This window comes from uncultured Nostoc sp. (genome assembly GCF_964245445.1).
Lineage (GTDB): Bacteria > Cyanobacteriota > Cyanobacteriia > Cyanobacteriales > Nostocaceae > Nostoc.
On record NZ_CAXTNE010000011.1, the window covers coordinates 1 to 20,712 of the forward strand.

Below are 20,712 nucleotides of genomic sequence, written 5' to 3' on the forward strand. Positions count from 1 at the left end.
CCCCTGCTCCCCTGCCTCTTCCCCACTCAGTTCAAGACGCTGGAAAAAATAACCGCAGGTAGCTAGACAAAAGGGCTTCGCCGCTAAATAGAGTAATTACAGATCCTAAAGCCAGAAAAGGGCCAAAAGGCATCTTTTGTCCTAACCTTGGTAGCGATGTCTCTTGGCTTGCAGTTTTGCGTCTACGCATAATTACACTGCTACCAATTAACGCTCCTAGCACACAAGCAATAAAACTAGCTAAGAGCAAATATTTCCAGCCTAACCAGGCTCCCATCATGGCTGCTAACTTGGCATCACCTGCACCCATTGCAGTTTTACCAAAGGCAATTGAACCTAATAGGGCGATCGCATCGAACAGCCATAAGCCCAATACTGCACCGACTATCGCCATCATCAGGTGATTTACCAATGCCACAAAACTAACCTCTGGTAAAAAACCAACCACCATTTGAAACAGAATCCCCACCACCAAACCCGACTGAGTAAGTGGATTGGGTAAAGTCATTGTGTCTAGGTCGATAAGCGATAGCGCCAATAACCAACTACAAAAAGCCCAATAGCCTATTGTTAAAGTCGAAACTTGGAATACCAAAAAAACTAGTAAAAAAATTATGCCCGTTACCCCTTCTACCACAGGATAACGGACAGCAATTTTGCTTTTGCAATATCGACACCGCCCTCTTAACGAAATCCAACCAAATACTGGTACATTGTCGTAAGCTTTTAGCTGGTTTAAGCAGTGGGGACAACGAGAGGGCGGCCAAAGAATTGACAACCCAGCAGGTAGCCGATAAACAATAACGTTAATAAAACTGCCAATAGATGCACCCAAAGCAAAGACCATTACACTCGCCGGAATGGCGAACAAAATGTCCATACAATCATTTGTCCTTTGTCATTTGTCCTGTGTCATTTGTCGTTTATCTTTTGTCCTTTGTCGAGAACTAATACTTCGGCTTACCTCGGCTTCTCTGCGAGACGCTACGCGAACGCTCGGCACAAGTCGCTCAGTACACGTGACTAATGACTAATGACCAATGACCAATGACTAATACATGTGCGATTCTATTTGACTCAACGGTACAAAACATTCTTGAGGTAAAAGTACTGGTTGGTTAGTGAAAATAACCTTACCTCGATGAGTCACACGATTAATTGCTACACCGGAAGGTTGCCCTGCTATTTCGGGATGTACTTCACAGTGAGTATAGTATATCTGCCCGGCGGCTCTGATTAGGGCGGGATCAATCAAAGGCGATTGGTTCTTTGGGGCGGTAAAATTTACTTGACCTTGTCGTAATGCGTACACTATCGACTGTTATTTGATTGCTAGATTTCCTTTTAGTCTACCCGAAACTTATAGCAAAGGTTGCCAAATTGCCCAAGTGGCATTATTTAATTATTTTCCTTCAAGAGCTAAAATCAGTGCATCGCCCATAGCGCGGCAACCTAAAAGATTTTTTCCTGGAGAAATTATATCACCGGTGCGATCGCCTTGTTCTAAAACTTGCAATACGGCTTGTTCGATGTGATCTGCCGCTTTTGGTTGGTCTAAACCGTAGCGTAACATCATCGCCGCACTCAAAACCTCTGCTAGAGGGTTAGCTTTATCAAGTCCAGCAATATCTGGGGCGGAACCATGAACTGGTTCAAATACACCAGGCCCAGAAGCACCCAAACTAGCTGAGGGTAACATCCCAATACTACCCGTGAGCATGGCAGCAGCATCAGAGAGAATATCACCAAACAAATTGCCTGTGACAATAGTATCGAACTGCTTAGGAGCGCGTACTAACTGCATAGCAGCATTATCTACATATAAATGAGAGAGTTCGATATCTGGATATTCCGCAGAAAGTTGGATGATGCGATCGCGCCACAACTGAGATACTTCTAATACGTTTGCTTTATCCACCGAACAAAGTTTCCCACCGCGTTTACGTGCCGCTTCAAAAGCCACTCGTCCAATGCGTTCGATTTCTGATTCGGTGTAAACCATTGTATTTACACCGCGTTTTTCACCAGTTTCTGTGGCAAAAATCCCTTTGGGTTTACCGAAGTAAATCCCACCAGTGAGTTCACGCACCACCATAATATCCACACCTTCGACAATTTCGCGTTTCAAAGTCGAGGCGTCGATTAGCTGGGGCAAAATTTTCGCTGGGCGCAAATTGGCAAATAATCCTAAACCTGCACGTAATCCTAACAAACCTGCTTCTGGGCGTAAATTGGATGGCAGGGAATCCCACTTATAACCACCAATGGCAGCGAGTAATACAGCATCACTGTTACGGCAGGTATCTAGAGTGGCGGATGGTAGAGGTTCACCTGTGGCATCAATTGCTGCACCACCGATGAGGGCTTCTTGGAATTCAAACTTTAGATCAAATTGCTTCCCTACGACTTTCAGTACATCTACCGCCACTGCCATAATTTCAGGGCCAATGCCATCGCCGGGGAGTAGAGTAATGCGGTAGTTCTGGGTCATAGCTAGTTTTTCTGGGTAAATGCTTGCAGATTAAATATCATACCTAGCAAAATGTACTGATGGAGTTTTTAATTTATTTGGGTGCGGCTCTAACGTAATCATTTGGCATTAGATAAAACCACTATCGGACTTCTATATCCCTAGTTGAGCGGATCGAAACGCTGCAAGATGAGAGCTATAAACACCACTGGCAAACCTACACCCATGCAAATGAGAGCTTGGATAAATGTTAAAGGTGTGGTGTCAAACACTTGATTCATCATGCTCCACTGACTGAACAGACATTGTAAAATCACCACAGCCACAATTCCGATCGCAGGTGCATAAGCTACGGGTGTGCGTTTACCTTGGATTCTCACGACTAGAGATGGTAAAAACTGGGTAATGCTTAACAGGTAAAAGACTTCTGCTGCCACCAATCCATTAATCGCCATCGTGCGAGCTAAGGCTTCATTGCCTGTAGTTTGAAGTATCCATTGAAACACCCCAAAAATTACCACCCAATTGAAAACAGAAATCGCTAATATGCGCTTAAGTAAACTACCTGATAAAAGCTTTTCTCTAGGGTTGCGTGGTGGTTGCTGCATCACCTGTCCAGATTTTGGCTCAAAGGCAAGGGGAACAATCAACCCTACTGAACTGACCATGTTCAACCAGAGAATTTGGATTGGTAAGATGGGAAGCACAGTAGCCAGGAGAATGGCAATCAAAATCGTCATGGATTCTCCCACGTTGATCGGTAGCAAGAAGGCGATCGCTTTTCGCAAGTTGCGGTAAACACCACGTCCTTCCTCCACAGCAGCTTCTATTGAGGCGAAGTTATCGTCAGTTAGAAGCATATCCGCCGATTCTTTGGCCACCTCTGCCCCGGCTATGCCCATCGCTACACCAATATCTGCCTGTTTGAGAGCGGGAGCATCATTGACACCATCTCCAGTCATGGCAACAATTTCACCCTGAGACTGCAACGCTTTTACCAGATGCAATTTTTGTTCTGGGGCAACTCGCGCAAATACCATACCTTGTTCAGCCGCTTGGGCGAATTCTTTTTCATCCATCTGCGCTAATTGCTGTCCGGTGAAAACCTGTTCTTCAGTCGAGCAAATTTCCATTTGGCGGGCGATCGCAGCTGCTGTGAGCGCATGATCCCCAGTGATCATCTTCACCTGAATCCCGGCAGATTGACAGGCTTTCACTGCGGCGATCGCTTCCTCACGAGGCGGATCGATTATGCCCTGAAGTCCCAGAAACACCAGTCCTCGATCAATATCATTGCGATCCAAGGATCGCTTAGTGGCAACTTCTTTGCTGGCAAAAGCTAGCACTCGTAACCCTTGGTTTGCCATATCAGCAACTTCCTGTTCCACTGCGGCAGGATTGAGACGAGCGAGTTGTCCTTGAGCATCGAACATGCGATCGCATCGTTGAAGAATTGCCTCTACAGAACCTTTGAGATAAATCACATTCAGCTCTTGCTTTGCATCTAATTCATGCAAAGTCGCCATATACTGGAATTGAGACTCAAAGGGAATGGTGTCTATTCTACGTAATTCTTGCTCTGGATTCCCTTGCGTCAATCCCGCTTTATTGGCAGCCGTAATCAATGCTCCCTCGGTTGGGGTTCCTACTAAGTCCCACTGTCCATCTCCCCATTCGATGTGAGAATCATTGCAGAGCAATCCTGCTTCCAGGGATTCCCAAAGAGCAATATGTCCATCTGCATTAAAATCAACAGGCTGTTGATCCATTAGGATTTCACCGTCTGGGGCATAACCAATACCGCTAACGGTGTAGTGTTGTCCACCCGCATAAATCTTTTGAACCGTCATCTGATTTTCAGTTAACGTCCCAGTTTTGTCAGAGCAGATAACAGTGGTACTTCCCAAGGTTTCCACTGCGGGTAGCTTGCGAATAATTGCTTTACGTCGTGCCATCCGGGAAACTCCGATCGCTAAAGTGACGGTAACAATTGCAGGCAATCCTTCTGGAATCGCGCTGACTACCAGAGCTACACTCGCTTTGAAAACATCAATCCAAGATTCACCCTGTCCTAATCCGACTGCAAATGTCAGGGCAGCTAAACATAAAATGACATACAACAAGCTTTTGCTAAACTTGTCAATATTTCGTGTCAGCGGTGTTTTCAGATTTGTGCTGCTTTCAATTAACTGCGAGATGCGACCGGTTTCAGTGGCATCTGCGATCGCTACTACAATCCCTTCTGCCTGTCCAAAACTAACGAAACTTCCTGCGTACACCATATTGCTGCGTTCGGCTAACGGTGTTTCCACAGCCAGCGATGCCGTTGCTTTCTCAACCGGAACGGATTCGCCTGTTAAGGCAGACTCGTCAACTTGCAACCCACGCACACTTAATAGCCGCAGATCGGCGGGTACTTTATCCCCAGATGCCAGCAATACCAAATCACCCAGAACAAGTTCAGTAGAAGCCAAACGAGTTTTTTGACCATCGCGAATCAAAGTTGCTTCCGTAGTGACGGCTTTGGATAGAGCAGCGATCGCGCCTTCTGCTTTAGATTCTTGAATGTAGCTAATGATGACGTTAATTAGGGTGACGGCAAAAATTACTCCCGCATCTATCCAATCTTGCAGCAGCAGCGTTACTACTCCCGCCGTCAGCAAAATATATAGTAGTGGTTGATTAAATTGCTCTAAAAATCGTAGCCAAGGACTTTTTCCACTTTTACCAGTCAGTTGATTTGCACCCATCTGCTGGTGTCGTTTGGTAGCTTCTTCATGGGTTAAACCTGCTTCCGGATGGCTGGCTAACGTTTGCACAACCTTTTGTTCACCCAGAGTATGCCATTCATAGTTGAGTAAATCTTTTGTTGTTTGGGCAAAAGTATTTGTAGCGATCGTATCTGCTGTCATCTCAGTCTCCAAAAATTAATTCGTCATTCGTAATTAAGACTCATCAGATTTAATAGGGATTTCTCTGTTTGAATCTGTACTTTTCTTTTTTCAAATTGGTGTTATTACGAGAATCTTTTGCTAAGTTCATAAATATGCCATTCCTGCACACCCCAATAATTGAGAATCGATTCTGCTTGCCAGATTTCATCTGTTGTTCCTTCTACCTTCACCAAAAATTTTTCTTGGCAGGTGGCTGGCTCACAGAGTCTAGGTTGCCTTTCGGGAGCAAACCAACCTTGAAATGCGCCATAAACACTGCCAAAAATCGCACTCGCTCCACCCGCCAGCAGTGTACTCACTACAGATTCAACCGCTAATGCCGGCCCAAAACCGGGAATAATTAATACGCCAAGTCCGGCTGTAAGTGCCAGGAAGCCCCCAGTTGTTCCTCCTGTAATTGCACCTGCTTTAGCACCTTCGATCGGAGTTATGGGATGTTTACCTGCATTTGCATCCTCGTGCAACTTTTCGTCTTCAGAGTCTAAAGTGAATACAGAAATTTTCTGCATGGGAAAGTCAATCGCTCTGAGTTCATCAAGCACCTGTGTTGCAGCCTGACGGGTATAAATGATACCGATTGCATTTTTAACTGGACTGAAATTCATCACAATATCTCCTATCAAAATCAGTAAGTTTAAAACGAAGCTTTATTAATCTCCAAATAATAAAAAACTATAGTTTTCTAGTGTGAGCAGGAACCGTATTAGGTAAGAGATTCGTTTTAAACCTCAGTTAGCTTAGTTTCGTTTCTCTGCTTCTTTTCCAGGATTGCTGATGAATGTGAACGAAAAGTGAATAAATTGCTTATCCTACTCAATTTCACTTTTAAATCACATTTGTCCCTCAAGCTAAAAGACAACAAATGTGAATGAAGTAATTGATTATTGGAGCTAGATATGAGCTTTAAGAAGATTTTGGTGGCGGTCGATGATTCACCTGCGACTGCAAAAGTGTTTGTAAAAGCGCTGGAGTTAGCCCAAAGAGATGCTGCTCAATTAATGATTGGTTACAGCATTGAGCTAGCAGCTTCTAATCAACTCACTGTGAACTTAGTAGACCTGGAAATAGAAACACAACAGGCACAAAGTTTACTCCAGTTGTACTATCAGAAAGCGAAAATACTAGGCATTATGGCAGAATACAGTTATCAAACAGGAGAGCCTGGGACTAACATCTGTCATTTAGCCCGGAGTTGGGGAGCAGATTTGATTGTGCTTGGTCGTAGAGGACTTAAAGGATTTGCCGAACTTTTAGCAGGAAGTGTGAGCAATCACGTCGTTCATCACGCTCCATGTTCCGTCCTGGTTGTTCAACGTCAGTAATTCCTTGACAACTGTCTACCAACCGCCAGAATTTTGAAAAATTTTGCTGTTCAAATGTGAGTTTTGCACGAATAGTATTCATTATTTGACAAGAAACAATCTAGTTTACTCGTACTCCACCAAAGAGACTTTGCGGAATTTATTTTATGGTAAAAAAATTAAGTTATTTTCTTCCCCTGCTCCCCCTGCTTTATCTGCCTGCCTTCACCCGTAATTTTTGGGTTTTTCGATTACTAAGACTAGAATACATGGGGTTATTTTTAGCAGGAATAACCGTTTTAATGCTGGTTTTTCTATCAACTCATACCCATGAAAATCTATACTGAAATCGAAATTCAGGCATCCGATAAGCAAGTATGGAACTTACTCACTGATTTTGCCAGTTTTCCACATTGGAATCTGTTTATTCGTCAAATTAGTGGTTCGCTAAGTGAAGGGGCACAGCTAACCGTTCACTTTCAGCCTCCGGGTACAGATATTATGATCTTTCGACCTACTGTGATTACGGTAGAACCTAATCGCAAATTGCGCTGGTTAGGGCACTTTTTGATCCCAGGATTATTTGACGGTGAACACAGCTTTATCATTGAACCGCTAGGAAGCGATGTCTACGACGGGCTACGCCTACGGGTCCGCTTCATTCAGCAAGCATCTTTCCAGGGCTTACTAGTACCTCTGCTGGCTCGTCGATTAAATATCGATGTTCGTCAAGGGTTTGAAGCCATGAACCAAACATTGAAAACCAAGGCAGAACGCATTAATCAAACTACGACTACTTCATTAAATCGCTAAATCGCTTTTTCAAGTCAACTGCTAGCATCACCTGTTGAGAGTTGACAGCAAGGCAGGGAGTGAGATACATAGTCGCTTAGAACATCAATAAGGCGATGTCTGGCGACAAGCTGAGGAAGCGTCTACGCACTGATAATTGATTAGTTTGCAGTCGTTATCTGAAATCATCAGTCATCACTGAACGGGTATATAACTAAGCTCACTATCTTTGCATTTCCCCCTGTTGCATACAGCTTGAACTCTTTATTGGCTGAATTGGGAAAGAATAAACTGCTTAACACTACGCGTCCATCGCCCGCAAACACTTCTACCGAACTTCGATCCACGAGAATCCGAAGTTTTAAGAGGCTATTATTAGTGCCACGTGTCACAACAGGCACCTGAGTGATCTGCGAGCTTTGATTGGGTTGGGCATTCCTGAAGTTTGATACGAGTCGCTCAATTGTGGATGCTGCAAAAGGAAGAGAGACAGACAACCATTTACCGATAAACCCAGACTCTTGTTGTTTTAATTCTGAAGTCGATCCACCGGCTTCAGAAGCAGAGCGCGTTAGTGATAACTCTCCCTTGTCGGCAGCAGTACGTCGCCATGCCAATACCATTCCTTGCGCTGTATTACCCGATCGCAGATGAATCTTGATTTGGGAGTTCACTTTGGGCAAACCAGCTACATCAATTGCTAGATCAGCATCGAATGCAGTGGAACGAAAATTCTTCAGCTCCTCTGGCGTCTTGTTAGTCAAGGGTTTATCCCGCAACCGAGTTACACGCCCAAGCGCAGAATTTCTTAGAAGCGCTAGTTCTTGAACCGGAGTTTGAGTCAGCCAATAGGTGCCAGAATCTCTCATCAACCCCAAGTCTCGCGGAATGCTTAATTGTCCTCGCCACGGCGTTGTTGGAGTTTGGTGGGCGTAATGCCAATTATTTTGCCAGCCAGCCAGGATGCGTCGTCCTGGAGTGCCAGACCAGGTTTGAGGCGCATAAAAATCTGAGCCAAAATCTATAGGTCGAGGCTGTGACTCCTGCTTGAACTGCTTCCCATCAAATTCGCCGACGATATAGAAGCTACGTGAGGTAAATTTCCGGGACTTTTCACAGTCCTTTTTGAGTTTGGGGTCAGTGAGCGGCATTCCGGTACTGTCTCGAAGACCCTGGCATACCACAGGCGGAAGGAAACCTTCGCTGTAGGTCAGTATCCACTTGGTTTGGTTCGTCCCCGAATTGCTGATCGGTAACTCAAACAAATCTGGGGTTTCGACGAAAGGACCTAAAGTGGTGAGGCTGCTGTAGAGCGGGATAGACGATAGGAGATTCCATTGTCTCAGATTCGCAGACTCGTAAAGTTCCGCTTTATCTCCAACCGCTAACACCATAATCCAGCGCCCCTTATAGGGGAATACCTTCGGATCTCGAAAATCTGGCTTAGGAGGTGTCAAGTTAGGCAACACACTCTCCGGTGTTTTAAAGGACTCGCCCCCATTGCAGCTAGCCGCAAGCCATTGATCCTGGAGTGAGATAATCGGAGTGTTCTTGGTGAATATAGAAGCAACACAGAGGTTTGAGCAGTCGCAGGGGAACTGTCTTGCTGCCTCACCACTAACAGTCACCGCAGACCCTGAGAAAGGAGACCAGACTTGATTTTGATCGTCGCTACTGGGAAGGAGATCCATTGACGGACTGAACATCGCGTCTCTGCGCCCAGACCAGTGAACCAGATCGGTGCTAACTGCATGTCCCCAGTTAATTTGGCCATTAAGATCCCGGGAGAACGGAATTGCCTGATAGTAGAGATGGTACGTTCCGTTTACATAGACAAGACCGTTGGGATCGTTCATCCATCCCCATGAAGGAGCAAAATGAAAGAAAGGTCTCCATGAACTGTTGGGATATTCCCGCACATTCAGCCGAACCGTTTCAGAACCTCCCTTGGAATAATAAAGGTTTGGAGCGATTTTAACCGTCAGGTTAAAGTTCTGATCTTTAGGGACATTGAGAGGCACAGCAACTTCTAGTACAATTTGCCCTTTTGCTCTGCCCTGTCCAAGTCCTTTCTTACTGAGAAGCCTGACACCAATCCGCGCATCCGAGGAAGCGACCGAAGTCGCAAAATCAATCCCATCTCCGATCACAGTAATACGGCGTGTTTCACCCTGATGAACACTACTACCTCCAACAACCTTTTCGATCGCAGACCGAGCAGGAGCGGGAAAAATCAACAAAGCCGCGATCGCATAGAGTACAGAAACAGTACGCACCTTCATCGCTCTTCTCCAAACAATATCCCTGCAATTCCGGCTGAAACTTCACCACCTTGACGCAAGGAAGTGGATGGATGCATTACATACATATTAAATTTTCATGGTAAGCATTTAATGCAGTAAACAAAAAATAATACTTTTCCGCTTTCCATGACGCTCCATTGATGCAATAACGTCACTATTAGCGTTTTTTCAAGTCAACTGTTAGCATCACCTGTTGAAAGTTGCTAGCAGGGCAGAAAGTGAGATACATTGTCTAGTTGCCCAATACGGTTCGGTTAAGACGAAAAAGCCTGTAAACTTAGCTTTGTCTTCAGTAGACCTCTTGCAAAAGTCGCTCAGGAAGATTTGATTTTGGGGAGACAAAACTCATAATTATAGAGAGCAGCAATCAGATTAAACCGTCGATTAAATATCGACGTTCGCCAAGGGTTTGAAGCCATGAACCAAACATTAAAAACCAAGGCAAAACGCATTAATCAAACTACGACTACTCAAGTGAATGCACAAGTCTAGCCAAATAGATGCAACTTAGGACACGTTACCAATTGTGTAATGCCAGAACCCTTGATAGGTTATGGTTTCAAGTCTTATCAATGGAATTTAGAAAAAAGTTTGCTAATAGCGAACAAAGTTCAAAAACTTATGCTATATTAGGTTTAGTCGGGTAAAGGATGATATTTGCCACTCACTGGATCGCTTTTGTGGTCTGAGGAAGATAGGAAACCATCTTCTACTGTGTTTATTAGGTAACTTAATAGTAGTAAAACTATTTAGAAATATTTCAGTTATACCACTATAAGCGGAAGCTAAAAGGTGTAAAAGCTGAAACAATTACTAGTTCTGGATAACTACTATATCACTAAGCACACAAGCGCAGCCAAGGCAACCTGCTGCGCTATGTATAGGGAGAGTTTAAACTGCCGTTCTCCGGTTTGTTTGAGGCAACACTCATTTGCAATAAGTGAATGAGTGCAATCAAACCCCCAGTTAAGGAGTTCCTTATGAACAACCAAGACCCCGACAAACGGCAGCAGCAGTCAAAAAAGCGTAAGTATAAGCAGTACCTGAAAAGGCTCTGCAAACCTCAAACGCTCCGTCTGCTATTTCAAGTTGGCCCAGTCATTTTCCATATAGTGAAGTGGCTGATCGAGTTGTTGCAGGACTAGGCTGCTAACTCTTCTATACAAATCCCTTTCCAACCTTCTCGATAAGGAGGTTAAATATGCTCAATGAAGCTCTTAGGTTGATTAGGGTATTCCACGATTTAGCGCAAAAAGAATTGGCGGAAAAGTTAGGAATATCCAAGTCTTATCTTTCAGAAATCGAATCTGGTAAAAAAATTCCAACGCTTGACTTACTTAATCGTTATTCAGAGGTTTTCGATATACCTGTATCCTCAATTATGTTTTTCTCAGAAAGCTTAAATAAAGATGTGAGAACGGAAAAGTTGAGAACATTCGTATCCTCTAAAATTATTGCAATTCTCAATTTCATTGCTGAAAGGTCTGGTCATTCTTATGCAGAGGAGTAGATGGAAACAGTACCCACTAGACCAGTCACCTTTTTACTGCTTAAAATCTAAAGAAAGACTTGCAAAGCTACTGCATATAAGTCGAAGAAAGCTCGAAGTGCTTACTGATTGCGAGGATCTATACATAGAGAAAGACAGATTCAATCCGAAAAAGGGAAAAACCTTTCGTGTGGAAGAGCCAAGGCTCCCATTAAAGCAAGTTCAAAAGCGAATTGAAGAGCTTTTGAAGCGAGTAAAAATGCCGAATTACATACACGCTCCAGCAAAGGGACGTTCTTATATAAGTAATGCTAAAGCACATGTAAATGCTGCTGTAGTAAGGAGTCTTGATATAAAACAATATTTTCCCTCTTCCCAATCGTGGCGTGTCTACTCGTTTTTCTACAAGCAGATGGGATGCTCTTCAGATGTTGCTGGTATTTTAACAAGACTCTCTACATTTAAAAGACATCTGCCGACTGGAAGTCCATCAAGTCCTGTTCTTTCCTACTTTGCTCATATAGATATGTGGGAGGCAATAAATGAACTGGTAGAAAGCGAAGGATGCACTCTAACTGTGTACATGGATGATGTTACAATTTCGGGTTCATCTGTACCAGATAAGTTGATTTGGCAAGTTAAGAAGGAGTTTTATTGTTGTGGACTGCGTGATAGCAGGATAAAAGAAAAGCATTATGTAGGCAATAAGCCGCGTAAAATAACAGGAGTCATTGTTAAAGATGGTGAATTAAAAGTTCCTAATTCACAACACAAAAAAATGCATAATTGCCGCCAAGCAATTCAGAAAGAAACTGATCCTGGCAAATTAGCACATTTGATGCAGTCATTGAAGGGCTTAAAATCACAAGCACAACAGATTAGAAAAGCAAATGAGATTCATGTAGAGAATGGATGTAATGTCTATGACTAAAAAACAGTTGTTACCTGAAGCAGCATTATACCGTCGTAGCCGTGATGGTACGCTTCATCCTCTAAATAGTAACGAAAAACATTTACCTATTTTAATTAGAGAAAAATTTGCGGGTGAACCTTGCTATATAACTCAAGGTGCAGCCGTAAGTAAGCAGAATGTTTTTTATAGCGTTAGTAATATTCTTAAACGGACACAAGATGATAGAACTATAGAGGCTCTTCGCAAATGGGAAGATAGAGTCGGTATCAGAGAGTCTAAACGTATTCGTGATGAAGCAATTAAGACCGGAATCACTGTTCATTCGTATCTTCACTCTTACCTTACAGATGGAGAAATAAAGGCAGTTAGTAACTCTTATAAAAATTATATTGAGGCTCTTAACAAATTACTACCAAATTTCGGTGCTTGTCTTTATTCAGAACAGTACATTGTAAGCTTCAAGTATCAATACTTTGGAAAATTTGATCAAGTAGGTTTATATCGAGATAGCTTGACTATTAGTGATTTGAAAATATCTCTGAAACCTAAACTTTCTCTGAATTGGATTCAAGACAAAATTATTCAATTGGCTGCTTATTACATTCCAATTGAAGCACTATATCATGTTGAACAAGCTGCTTTGATTTATTTAATCGGCAACGGTTCCTGTAATGAATTCCTTTTCACTCCACAAGAGATGGAGTTTTATAAGGATTTGTGGCTTGGACGATTAAATCAAATTAATGGAACACTTAGTCTAGCTGCTTAGTAGCGCAATAAAGCAGTTAGATCAAAGGTAAAAGGTTCTAAAAAGACTTAAAGATGTTTTTCATCTGCCAAACTTTCGGACTATATCTTGCGAGAGCAACACCAAGGGTAAGATCAGCAACCGATCAAAAGTGTTAGGCAGTATTGGTTTAATCTCCTCTAATTATGATCGCCGCCTTAACTTCGCAAGGAGACTGAGCAGCATTAGTTTACGAAAAGCCAGCTTGTAGGGAATTTTACAGTTGTTGACACTTGGGCTTTATTACTTTTTTCTTTCTTAGCCTGAATATCGAATCAATGTTATTCCACAACTTCATAGCGTACTAACTTTCTAACATCCTCACGGGGTAGACCTAGTTCTTGGGCAATTGTCGCTTCTATTTGGCTGAATTCTATTGTTGGAAGTTCTAATTCCAGTCGCTTCAAGATGGGGTCTGCTGTTTCCACTTCTACCTGGGTAATTCTTTTAGTTCGGTTGACGGCAGCGTTCATGAGCAACACATTGACTGATACCCGTGCTTCAAGTTGAGTATCTGACTGAAGTTTTTTCTCTGTGGAGTAGGGTCGGCTTAACTCTTGAGCAGCTAGGAAATTACAGCCAAGCCAAAACACAACCGCTACCAGTGGTAGAGGCAACCAAAACTCTAATCCCAGCCCTTGCAGCCAACGTTTACTAATACGCCACACCAGTACACCTGCTTCTGATTTTGCTAGATCGCACTTCATTTATATCCTAATGAGGTAGACAATCCTCTGAAATCTGACTGATGAAAGACGTTGAGATTGCTTTAATGGATTATTCTAAACAAGCACAAGTGTATAAAGGTGATGAAAATCTTACTGGTAGAGGATGATCCAAAACAATTAATGCCGTTACAAATGGTTCTCTCTCAGGCTGGACACAGCGTTGATGGTGTCAAGGATGGTGAAACCGCTCAATGGCTTTTGGCTGAAAAAGAATATGACCTGCTGATTTTGGATTGGATGTTACCTCGGATTAGTGGAGTAAGTTTGTGTCAACAGTATCGGGCGGCAGGAAAAACAGCTCCTGTATTAATGATCACGGCCAAGGATACCACACCCGATAAAGTCATAGGATTAGATGCCGGAGCAGATGATTACCTGGTCAAACCGATTGATATTGTGGAATTCATGGCACGGGTGCGGGCATTGAGGAGGCGATCGCCCCTCTGGCAAGGAGACACCCTCTGGTTGGCAGACTTGCAACTTCATCTCGATACACTAATTTTGGAGCGACAAGGGGCGATCGTATCCCTTTCCAGCCAAGAATTTCAGTTGCTAGAGTACTTCATGCGTCATCCTAAGCAAGTCTTGACTCGCAACCAAATTGAACAAGCCGTATGGGAGTGGGGTAGTGAGCCAGAAAGCAATGCAATCACCGTTCTAGTTCGTAAACTTCGCCAACGTTTGCAAACATTAGCAGCAGCCGATTGGATTGAAACCGTCTATGGCATGGGCTATCGCCTCAACCCTCCAAAAACATCTTGAAATTTGATATAGCTGAGATTCAGAGTAGAGAATAGGAAGTAGTATAGTTCAATTACTCGAAAAGCATTGTAATTAGTTAACGACGCGCAAAGCGAGTCCGCGTACTCTTTGAGAGAAGCAAGCTACGCTTTTAGCGTCCCGTAGAGAGCGTCATTACGAATTACGAATTAGCATGAGTTGTGTTTAACCGCAGTCGTCGTAACTTAGCTCGTTGGTTTACCCTTTCAATGGGGTGCATTCTGATTCTCTTTGCTGGAGTCATTTACAATCTTGAGGTAAAAGATAAGCTCAAAGCATTAGATCAACTGCTTTATAAAAGAGCAGAGCTAATGGCAGCCAGTTCGCAGTATCGGCTGTATCAAGGACAAAAACAAGTCGATCTGAGCAATATACCGCTATTGGGTAGTGGTTCTCACCCTGCTGATATTGAACTGGTGTATATTCGCTGGTATGACCCCAATGGCAAACTCAATCGTTTTTTTGGTACTCCACCTCCAGAGCAGTTAGAAATAGCATCTGAGTTTCTCACGATTAAGTCTGTTGACCAGTTTACAGGTAAGACGTTTTGGCTTCGTCAAGTCACGCTACCTGTTCAAGGCGGAAATTCGGTGATCGGTTATCTGCAAGTTGCTATCCCACTGACAGAAACTCAAAACGAGCTTAGAGAATTTCAGTTAATATTGACCCTTGCTGTACCTGTAGCACTGGGGTTAATTGGACTTACAGGTTGGGTACTCAGTGGCATAGCTATGCAGCCTGTTCAGCTAGCCTATAATCAACTGCAACGCTTCACATCAGATGCTTCTCATGAGTTGCGATCGCCCCTTTCTGCGATTTTGACTAATGCCCAAGTTGGGTTATTAATGGCAGCAGACCATCCCCAAATTCATCCCTCAGTGGAGAACATCATCGATAGCGCCAAGTCGATGAGTACCTTGGTCAATAACTTATTACTGTTGGCACGGCATCAGGGAAAATTAACTCCCGAATCTCTCAAAAAGGTTAATCTTAATAACTTGCTAGAGAATTTAGTTATTTATTACAATACTGTTGCTGCAAAAGCGTCGATCGAGTTGATCAGCCATTTACCAGAACAACCTATTGAGTTGTCGGCTGATCCCGATTTGCTGCGGCTAGCTGTGGAAAACTTACTCAACAACGCTTGCAATTACACTCCGTCTGGTGGAACTGTCTGGTTACGCTTAGAACCTCATCCAGATCGGGCAGTAATTCAGGTCATCGATACTGGAATTGGAATTCCAGAGGCAGATTTACCTTACATTTTTGATCGCTTTTACCGGGTTGATACAGAACGTGCCAGAGAAAGCGGCGGATTTGGGTTGGGATTGGCGATCGCTCAACAAATTGTCCAGGCTCACGGCGGTCACATTCATGTGATGAGCAATGAGGGTAAAGGCTCGACGTTCCAGATCAAGTTACCGCTTATGAGCCATTCCTAAATCACCTTTAAGAAAAGTTTCTTTAGTGGACTACTAGGCTAAATAGTCAAGTTTTAATCTGAGAATTTTACTAAATACTGTGCGTTCGCTTATTTTGAAAGTCGAAGCGGAATTAAAGGCTTAATGCAAAAGGAAAACGGCTACTTTTAAGTAAATCATTACTTGTAAGTACAATTTATGACCATCATAGAAGGCTCTCAGAGACGATTATTTAAGGCACAGGGATAGGATAAATCATAAAATGGCAAAAGCTCTATGCAAAACAAAAATGCCTGAATCCATTGAATCGCCTGAATTACACGCACTGTAAGGCTTAATTAAATCTTGTATATCAAAAATGAGCGAACGTACAGTTATATAAAGTCAGTTTCAATTTCCGAAACCAGCCTGACAGAAGTTGTAGAAAGAGGTTAGGTTAAGTGTTAATCACAAGCCGCACCCCAGCAGCGATGGTAAAAGAATTAGCAATTTGCACCCGTAGACTAACTAAGCAATTTGATCGGCATGTTGCTGTCAATAATATTGATTTAGAAATCCAGGCGGGGGAAGTATATGGACTGATTGGCCCGAATGGCGCAGGTAAAACGACTCTCATCCGCATGTTGGCAACTGCTGAGGAACCAACTATGGGTGAGATTTATATTAATGGCGATCGCTATTAATTTGACAATTGTTACTATCACCTGGCTAATTTAGACTTTATTTACATCTGTTTTTAATTTTTTTGATGCCGACGATCGCCAAACTTGCCTGAGTAACGATACTGATAGGTTAAACTTGCAGTTGACAAGGCAGGTAAGATTAGCATACGAATCTGCTACGAAAGCATTCTTGGCAGGATGTTAGGTAAGTAGTTATCGATAAAGTTAGAACCCGGATTTCTTTAATAAGTCGGGGTTATTGTTTTTCATAAATGGTTTTAGACTGCTATATTATCTATTATTTGCCTACATCATCTGTTAATTTTTTTATTAACACAAATATCACGGCAATTTAAAAATCATGTTAGATATCCCTACTCAACACTTACGCTACACAGCTATCCAGTTTTTAGAACAAAGTCCCCTAGAGCGTCTACAAATTCTTAAGCAATTGGGCATCGCTCGTTATGAATTTTTAACAAAAATCCGCTTAAATGAAGCAAACATCATCTGTATGATGCGGTTTTTTAAATATCCAAGTCAGCTAAAATTTCCTAATCTTATAGGAGCAGATTTATCTGGATTAATTTTAGATGGGGTAAACTTAATTCGAGGAAATCTATCAAAAGCAAATCTGCAAAATACCAGTTTAGTTAATGCAGACCTCTTATTTGCAAATTTTACAAAAGCCGATTTGAGAAATGCAGATTTACGAGGTGCAACTCTTAATGAGACTATTTGGTTAGACGCTCTAGTAAATAACTGTCAGTTTGGTGTAGGTACTGGTTTAAATGATTTGCAACGTCACGATTTACAACTACGCGGAGCTAGATTTAATTCTTGAGAAAATGGTAATTAAAACACACAAAATTATAAAATTATTAAATTGAGATTGACCTGGATAAGTTAATGAGTATTAAATTGCCCCAGAAATTGATGTTGCTGGGTTCAGGAGAACTAGGCAAAGAATTTGCGATCGCTGCTCAACGTCTTGGTAATTATGTGATTGCCGTTGACCGCTACGCCAATGCTCCAGCTATGCAAGTTGCTGATGCTTATGAAGTTATTTCTATGCTCAGTGCTGATGATTTAGAAGCTGTAGTCAAAAAACATCAGCCATACATTATTATACCAGAAATTGAAGCAATCAGAACAGAAAAACTGATCGAATTTGAGCAGCGAGGGATTACAGTTATACCGACTGCGGCTGCTACTAACTATACAATGAACCGCGATAGAATTCGAGAACTGGCACATCAACAATTAGGCATCAGAACGGCTAAATATGGATATGCAACAACTCTAGAAGAATTGATTGCAGTTTCTGATGAAATTGGGTTTGCTAATGTTGTTAAACCTGTGATGTCATCCTCTGGTAAAGGCCAGTCCGTAGTGCAAGAGAAGAGTGAAGTTGAGAAGGCTTGGAATTATGCGATTGCTAATTCTAGAGGAGACAGTCAAAAAGTCATCGTAGAAGAATTTATTAATTTTGAAATTGAGATAACTTTACTGACAATTAAACAGTGGAATGCACCCACTATTTTCTGTTCTCCTATTGGTCATCGCCAAGAAAGAGGAGATTATCAAGAGTCGTGGCAATCGGCAGAAATTTCTGAAGACAAAATATTAAAAGCTCAAGAAATAGCCATCAAAGTCACCGATGCGTTAGGAGGAGCCGGAATTTTTGGTGTTGAATTTTTCATTACCAAAGATGAAGTGATTTTTTCTGAACTTTCTCCCAGACCTCACGATACAGGAATGGTGACATTAATCTCACAAAATTTAAATGAATTTGAACTTCATCTGCGAGCAATTTTAGGCTTGCCAATTCCTAATATAGAACAGCTAGGAGCATCAGCCAGTGCGGTAATTTTAGCTTCAGAAAAATCTGATTCTATTGCTTTTGGTGGTGTAGCGGATGCTTTGTCAGAAAAAGATGTAGATATTAGATTATTTGGTAAACCTAATGCTCATCCATATCGGCGAATGGGCGTAGCTTTAGCGAAAGGTACTAATGTCCAAGAGGCAAGGGAAAAGGCTACTAGGGCTGCAAGTAAAATCACAATTATCTAATTCCCGCAGGGACGCATGTGCGCCATTGGTGTCAAATTAAGCTTATAATTGCTCAGTCATTGGGGTATGAGCTTGTTCTTTAACCTCAAGCGCAAGTATCAGTTTGTTAGGAGGAATGCAAGCTATTAACCTTGGAATTTATTCCAAGGTGGAAATGGTAACGAAGCCCTATGAAAATTTTTGTATAATTATGCGCTAATACCAAAAAGCATCGCGGTTTGATGTACGTTAAAATCCTAAATCTACGGCAATGCGATGGGCGCAAGCAAACCCAGAAAAAGCTACTGCATTCAATCCTTGACCCGGAAAAGTACTATCCCCTACACAATAAAGTCCTGGAATAGCTGTGCGATTAAAGGGCATATTCAATAATCCCCACAACTTCCGTCGGGGAATTGGCCCATAAGTGCCATCCTGACGACCCAAAAAGCGGCGATGGGTGCGGGGTGTCCCTACTTCCAGATAATCCAATCCAGCATCTAATCCGGGAAAAATCTTTTCTAGGCGATCAATAATTCGCCAAGCCGCCTCTTCTTTCTTCGCTTCGTACTCACTCTGAGAAAGTTCTTGCCAATCATCTATCCAGTGAGGCGTAAATGCGTGAATGATGTGATATCCACTTGGTGCTAAATCTGGATCAAGCAATGTAGGAATCGAAACGAAAACAGTGCCTTCTGCTGCTGTCATCTTTTCCCAATCTTCCAGCAAAATATGGTGACACTCTGTCGCCGCAGGTAAAACTGACTTTTTTACCCCGATGTGCAAACTCAAAAAGCTTGGAGATTTTTGATAATTTTGTTGCCACTTTTTCTCATTAGGTGGCATTTCTTCTACTGATAATAATTGTTCAAATGTATCCCAGCGTGTAGCATTAGAAACTATGCGTTTACCCCGGTATACTTTACCATTAGCCAGTTGCACACCTACCGCTTTTCCCTGTTCTGTGAGAATTTTCGTGACTCTAGCTTGGTACTGAATCTTACCTCCAGCCTTCTCTAGACCTTCCACCAGTTTTTGGGCAATTTGTCCGACTCCGCCTTTAGGATAATTAACTCCGCCATAATGCCTGTCAGAAAAGACCATCCCAGCATTAATCATTGGTGTCATGTCTGATGGAACCACTGACCAGCAATAACATTCCATATCGATAAATCTCAATAATTGCGGGTCTTTAATGTAGCGCCGCGCCACGTCCCCGGCATTTTGGGGCAGATACTTAGCTAAACCAAGACACGCCAAAGGATGTTGGAAAAATACCCGCAGTAAATACCGAGGTTCTTCCAGCGACAGCAAATCCATGCGATTGAGGCAGTTGAATACTTTTTGGCATTCGTCATAAAAACAACGAATCCCCTGTTTTTCATGGGGAAAATGAGCAGTAAGATTTTGCAAAAATTTTTCATAAACCCGGTCAATTTTCAGGTTTAAATTTTCGGGTAGATGATAGTGAATCTGTACCGGATCTGCGATCGCTTCTTGGCTAACATTCACAGCTGACAAAGCGCGGGTGAGTAAATTAGTAGTGCCGTTCTGTCCCAGCCCAAAAATCATCGATGCGCCAACATCAAATCGATAACCTTGGCGTTCAAAATAACCAGCGCTCCCACCTGGAATCAAATAACGTTCCAGTACCAGCACTTTCGCTCCCTTAGCTGCTAACTGGGTTGCTGTTACTAATCCGCCAATCCCAGACCCTATGACGATCGCATCAATAGTCATTTGTCATTTGTCCTTTGTCCTACCCTGCGGGAAGCCGCAGAAGCGTCTATGTTATTTGTCCCTTGTCCTTTGTCTAAAGTCAATCAATATTTACTATGACCAATGACTAATCAAAAAAAAGAGGGACGAGCCTGCTGCTGCTGGCTAATCCCGTCTACCGATCCTTAAAAGAGAGGAGAACACTGTATAACAATATAGCTTTGATTGAGAATTAATGTCAACTATTAATGAAAATTTTTATCAATAAATCTGACAGCGTTAATTATCAGCTGTCAGCCGGATGCAGGAAAGAGTATTATGGTGTTTTCAGTTCTTATACA

At 42.5% G+C, this 20,712-nt stretch carries 17 protein-coding genes and 1 pseudogene; 10 read left to right on the forward strand and 8 right to left on the reverse strand.

Annotated features, from left to right (window positions below; genetic code table 11):
* Positions 1-31: 31 nt before the first annotated feature.
* The 5 genes from ACFE90_RS03295 to ACFE90_RS03315 all read right to left on the reverse strand — a co-directional run bounded on the left by ACFE90_RS03295 (position 32) and on the right by ACFE90_RS03315 (position 6,029).
* Positions 32-880, reverse strand: coding sequence for a prepilin peptidase (locus ACFE90_RS03295; protein ID WP_375497706.1), 849 nt, complete (start codon positions 878-880; stop codon positions 32-34).
* Positions 881-1,051: 171 nt separating this feature from the next.
* Positions 1,052-1,312 carry a hypothetical protein gene (locus ACFE90_RS03300; RefSeq protein WP_229453967.1) on the reverse strand — a complete coding sequence of 87 codons (261 nt, stop codon included), beginning with the start codon at positions 1,310-1,312 and terminating at the stop codon, positions 1,052-1,054.
* Positions 1,313-1,402: 90 nt separating this feature from the next.
* On the reverse strand, positions 1,403-2,491 hold the full coding sequence (gene leuB / locus ACFE90_RS03305) for a 3-isopropylmalate dehydrogenase (RefSeq protein ID WP_375497708.1): 1,089 nt from the start codon (positions 2,489-2,491) through the stop codon (positions 1,403-1,405).
* Between the two features lie 140 nt (positions 2,492-2,631).
* On the reverse strand, positions 2,632-5,382 hold the full coding sequence (locus ACFE90_RS03310; protein WP_375497710.1) for a cation-translocating P-type ATPase: 2,751 nt from the start codon (positions 5,380-5,382) through the stop codon (positions 2,632-2,634).
* A gap of 104 nt (positions 5,383-5,486) precedes the next feature.
* A complete protein-coding gene (locus ACFE90_RS03315; RefSeq protein WP_375497712.1) occupies positions 5,487-6,029 on the reverse strand; it encodes a hypothetical protein in 543 nt (180 codons plus the stop codon).
* Between the two features lie 291 nt (positions 6,030-6,320).
* On the opposite strand from ACFE90_RS03315, the gene ACFE90_RS03320 reads away from it, so the two are divergent.
* Together ACFE90_RS03320 and ACFE90_RS03325 are read left to right on the forward strand one after the other, a co-directional pair.
* The gene (locus ACFE90_RS03320) at positions 6,321-6,746 is read left to right on the forward strand and encodes a universal stress protein (protein ID WP_375497714.1); all 426 of its coding nucleotides are present in this window, start codon (positions 6,321-6,323) and stop codon (positions 6,744-6,746) included.
* A gap of 309 nt (positions 6,747-7,055) precedes the next feature.
* Entirely contained in the window at positions 7,056-7,538 is a 483-nt protein-coding gene (locus tag ACFE90_RS03325; RefSeq protein WP_104908442.1) for an SRPBCC domain-containing protein, read from the forward strand.
* Positions 7,539-7,705: 167 nt separating this feature from the next.
* Here ACFE90_RS03325 and ACFE90_RS03330 read toward each other — a convergent pair whose 3' ends face one another.
* Positions 7,706-9,799 (reverse strand): glycoside hydrolase family 32 protein, encoded by a 2,094-nt coding sequence (locus ACFE90_RS03330; RefSeq protein ID WP_375497716.1) that lies wholly within the window; start codon positions 9,797-9,799, stop codon positions 7,706-7,708.
* Between the two features lie 1,222 nt (positions 9,800-11,021).
* Here ACFE90_RS03330 and ACFE90_RS03335 point away from each other — a divergent pair.
* From ACFE90_RS03335 to ACFE90_RS03345, 3 genes are all read left to right on the forward strand, one after another.
* Entirely contained in the window at positions 11,022-11,330 is a 309-nt protein-coding gene (locus ACFE90_RS03335; protein WP_375497718.1) for a helix-turn-helix transcriptional regulator, read from the forward strand.
* A 97-nt stretch (positions 11,331-11,427) separates the two neighbouring features.
* Positions 11,428-12,240, forward strand: coding sequence for a reverse transcriptase family protein (locus tag ACFE90_RS03340; protein WP_375497720.1), 813 nt, complete (start codon positions 11,428-11,430; stop codon positions 12,238-12,240).
* Positions 12,233-12,991: a hypothetical protein gene (locus tag ACFE90_RS03345; RefSeq protein ID WP_375497722.1), complete on the forward strand. Its 759-nt coding sequence runs from the start codon at positions 12,233-12,235 to the stop codon at positions 12,989-12,991. The genes ACFE90_RS03340 and ACFE90_RS03345 overlap by 8 nt, the downstream gene beginning before the upstream one ends.
* A gap of 299 nt (positions 12,992-13,290) precedes the next feature.
* On the opposite strand, the gene ACFE90_RS03350 is transcribed toward ACFE90_RS03345, so the two are convergent.
* A complete protein-coding gene (locus tag ACFE90_RS03350) occupies positions 13,291-13,716 on the reverse strand; it encodes a hypothetical protein (RefSeq protein WP_375497724.1) in 426 nt (141 codons plus the stop codon).
* Positions 13,717-13,818: 102 nt separating this feature from the next.
* On the opposite strand from ACFE90_RS03350, the gene rppA reads away from it, so the two are divergent.
* The 5 genes and pseudogenes from rppA (at position 13,819) to purT (ending at position 18,673) form a co-directional block, all read left to right on the forward strand.
* A complete protein-coding gene (rppA, locus tag ACFE90_RS03355; protein WP_375497726.1) occupies positions 13,819-14,499 on the forward strand; it encodes a two-component system response regulator RppA in 681 nt (226 codons plus the stop codon).
* Positions 14,500-14,678: 179 nt separating this feature from the next.
* Positions 14,679-15,959, forward strand: coding sequence for a sensor histidine kinase (locus ACFE90_RS03360; RefSeq protein WP_375497728.1), 1,281 nt, complete (start codon positions 14,679-14,681; stop codon positions 15,957-15,959).
* A gap of 449 nt (positions 15,960-16,408) precedes the next feature.
* A pseudogene (locus tag ACFE90_RS03365) lies at positions 16,409-16,618 on the forward strand (ATP-binding cassette domain-containing protein); the annotation flags it as partial.
* Between the two features lie 343 nt (positions 16,619-16,961).
* Positions 16,962-17,444 (forward strand): pentapeptide repeat-containing protein, encoded by a 483-nt coding sequence (locus ACFE90_RS03370; protein ID WP_375497730.1) that lies wholly within the window; start codon positions 16,962-16,964, stop codon positions 17,442-17,444.
* A gap of 65 nt (positions 17,445-17,509) precedes the next feature.
* Positions 17,510-18,673: a formate-dependent phosphoribosylglycinamide formyltransferase gene (gene purT, locus ACFE90_RS03375; RefSeq protein WP_375497732.1), complete on the forward strand. Its 1,164-nt coding sequence runs from the start codon at positions 17,510-17,512 to the stop codon at positions 18,671-18,673.
* A gap of 228 nt (positions 18,674-18,901) precedes the next feature.
* Here the strand turns inward: purT and crtH are convergent, their stop codons facing one another.
* The gene (crtH, locus tag ACFE90_RS03380) at positions 18,902-20,392 is read right to left on the reverse strand and encodes a carotenoid isomerase (RefSeq protein WP_375497734.1); all 1,491 of its coding nucleotides are present in this window, start codon (positions 20,390-20,392) and stop codon (positions 18,902-18,904) included.
* Positions 20,393-20,712: the final 320 nt, after the last annotated feature.

Coding starts and splice junctions, on each gene's coding strand:
- ACFE90_RS03315 (WP_375497712.1), bottom strand. CDS start 6,029: ATGAATTTCAGTCCAGTTAAAAATGCAATCGGTATCATTTATACCCGT.
- ACFE90_RS03335 (WP_375497718.1), top strand. CDS start 11,022: ATGCTCAATGAAGCTCTTAGGTTGATTAGGGTATTCCACGATTTAGCG.
- ACFE90_RS03330 (WP_375497716.1), bottom strand. CDS start 9,799: ATGAAGGTGCGTACTGTTTCTGTACTCTATGCGATCGCGGCTTTGTTG.
- ACFE90_RS03350 (WP_375497724.1), bottom strand. CDS start 13,716: ATGAAGTGCGATCTAGCAAAATCAGAAGCAGGTGTACTGGTGTGGCGT.
- ACFE90_RS03310 (WP_375497710.1), bottom strand. CDS start 5,382: ATGACAGCAGATACGATCGCTACAAATACTTTTGCCCAAACAACAAAA.
- ACFE90_RS03295 (WP_375497706.1), bottom strand. CDS start 880: ATGGACATTTTGTTCGCCATTCCGGCGAGTGTAATGGTCTTTGCTTTG.
- crtH (WP_375497734.1), bottom strand. CDS start 20,392: ATGACTATTGATGCGATCGTCATAGGGTCTGGGATTGGCGGATTAGTA.
- ACFE90_RS03345 (WP_375497722.1), top strand. CDS start 12,233: ATGACTAAAAAACAGTTGTTACCTGAAGCAGCATTATACCGTCGTAGC.
- ACFE90_RS03370 (WP_375497730.1), top strand. CDS start 16,962: ATGTTAGATATCCCTACTCAACACTTACGCTACACAGCTATCCAGTTT.
- purT (WP_375497732.1), top strand. CDS start 17,510: ATGAGTATTAAATTGCCCCAGAAATTGATGTTGCTGGGTTCAGGAGAA.
- leuB (WP_375497708.1), bottom strand. CDS start 2,491: ATGACCCAGAACTACCGCATTACTCTACTCCCCGGCGATGGCATTGGC.
- ACFE90_RS03320 (WP_375497714.1), top strand. CDS start 6,321: ATGAGCTTTAAGAAGATTTTGGTGGCGGTCGATGATTCACCTGCGACT.
- ACFE90_RS03325 (WP_104908442.1), top strand. CDS start 7,056: ATGAAAATCTATACTGAAATCGAAATTCAGGCATCCGATAAGCAAGTA.
- rppA (WP_375497726.1), top strand. CDS start 13,819: ATGAAAATCTTACTGGTAGAGGATGATCCAAAACAATTAATGCCGTTA.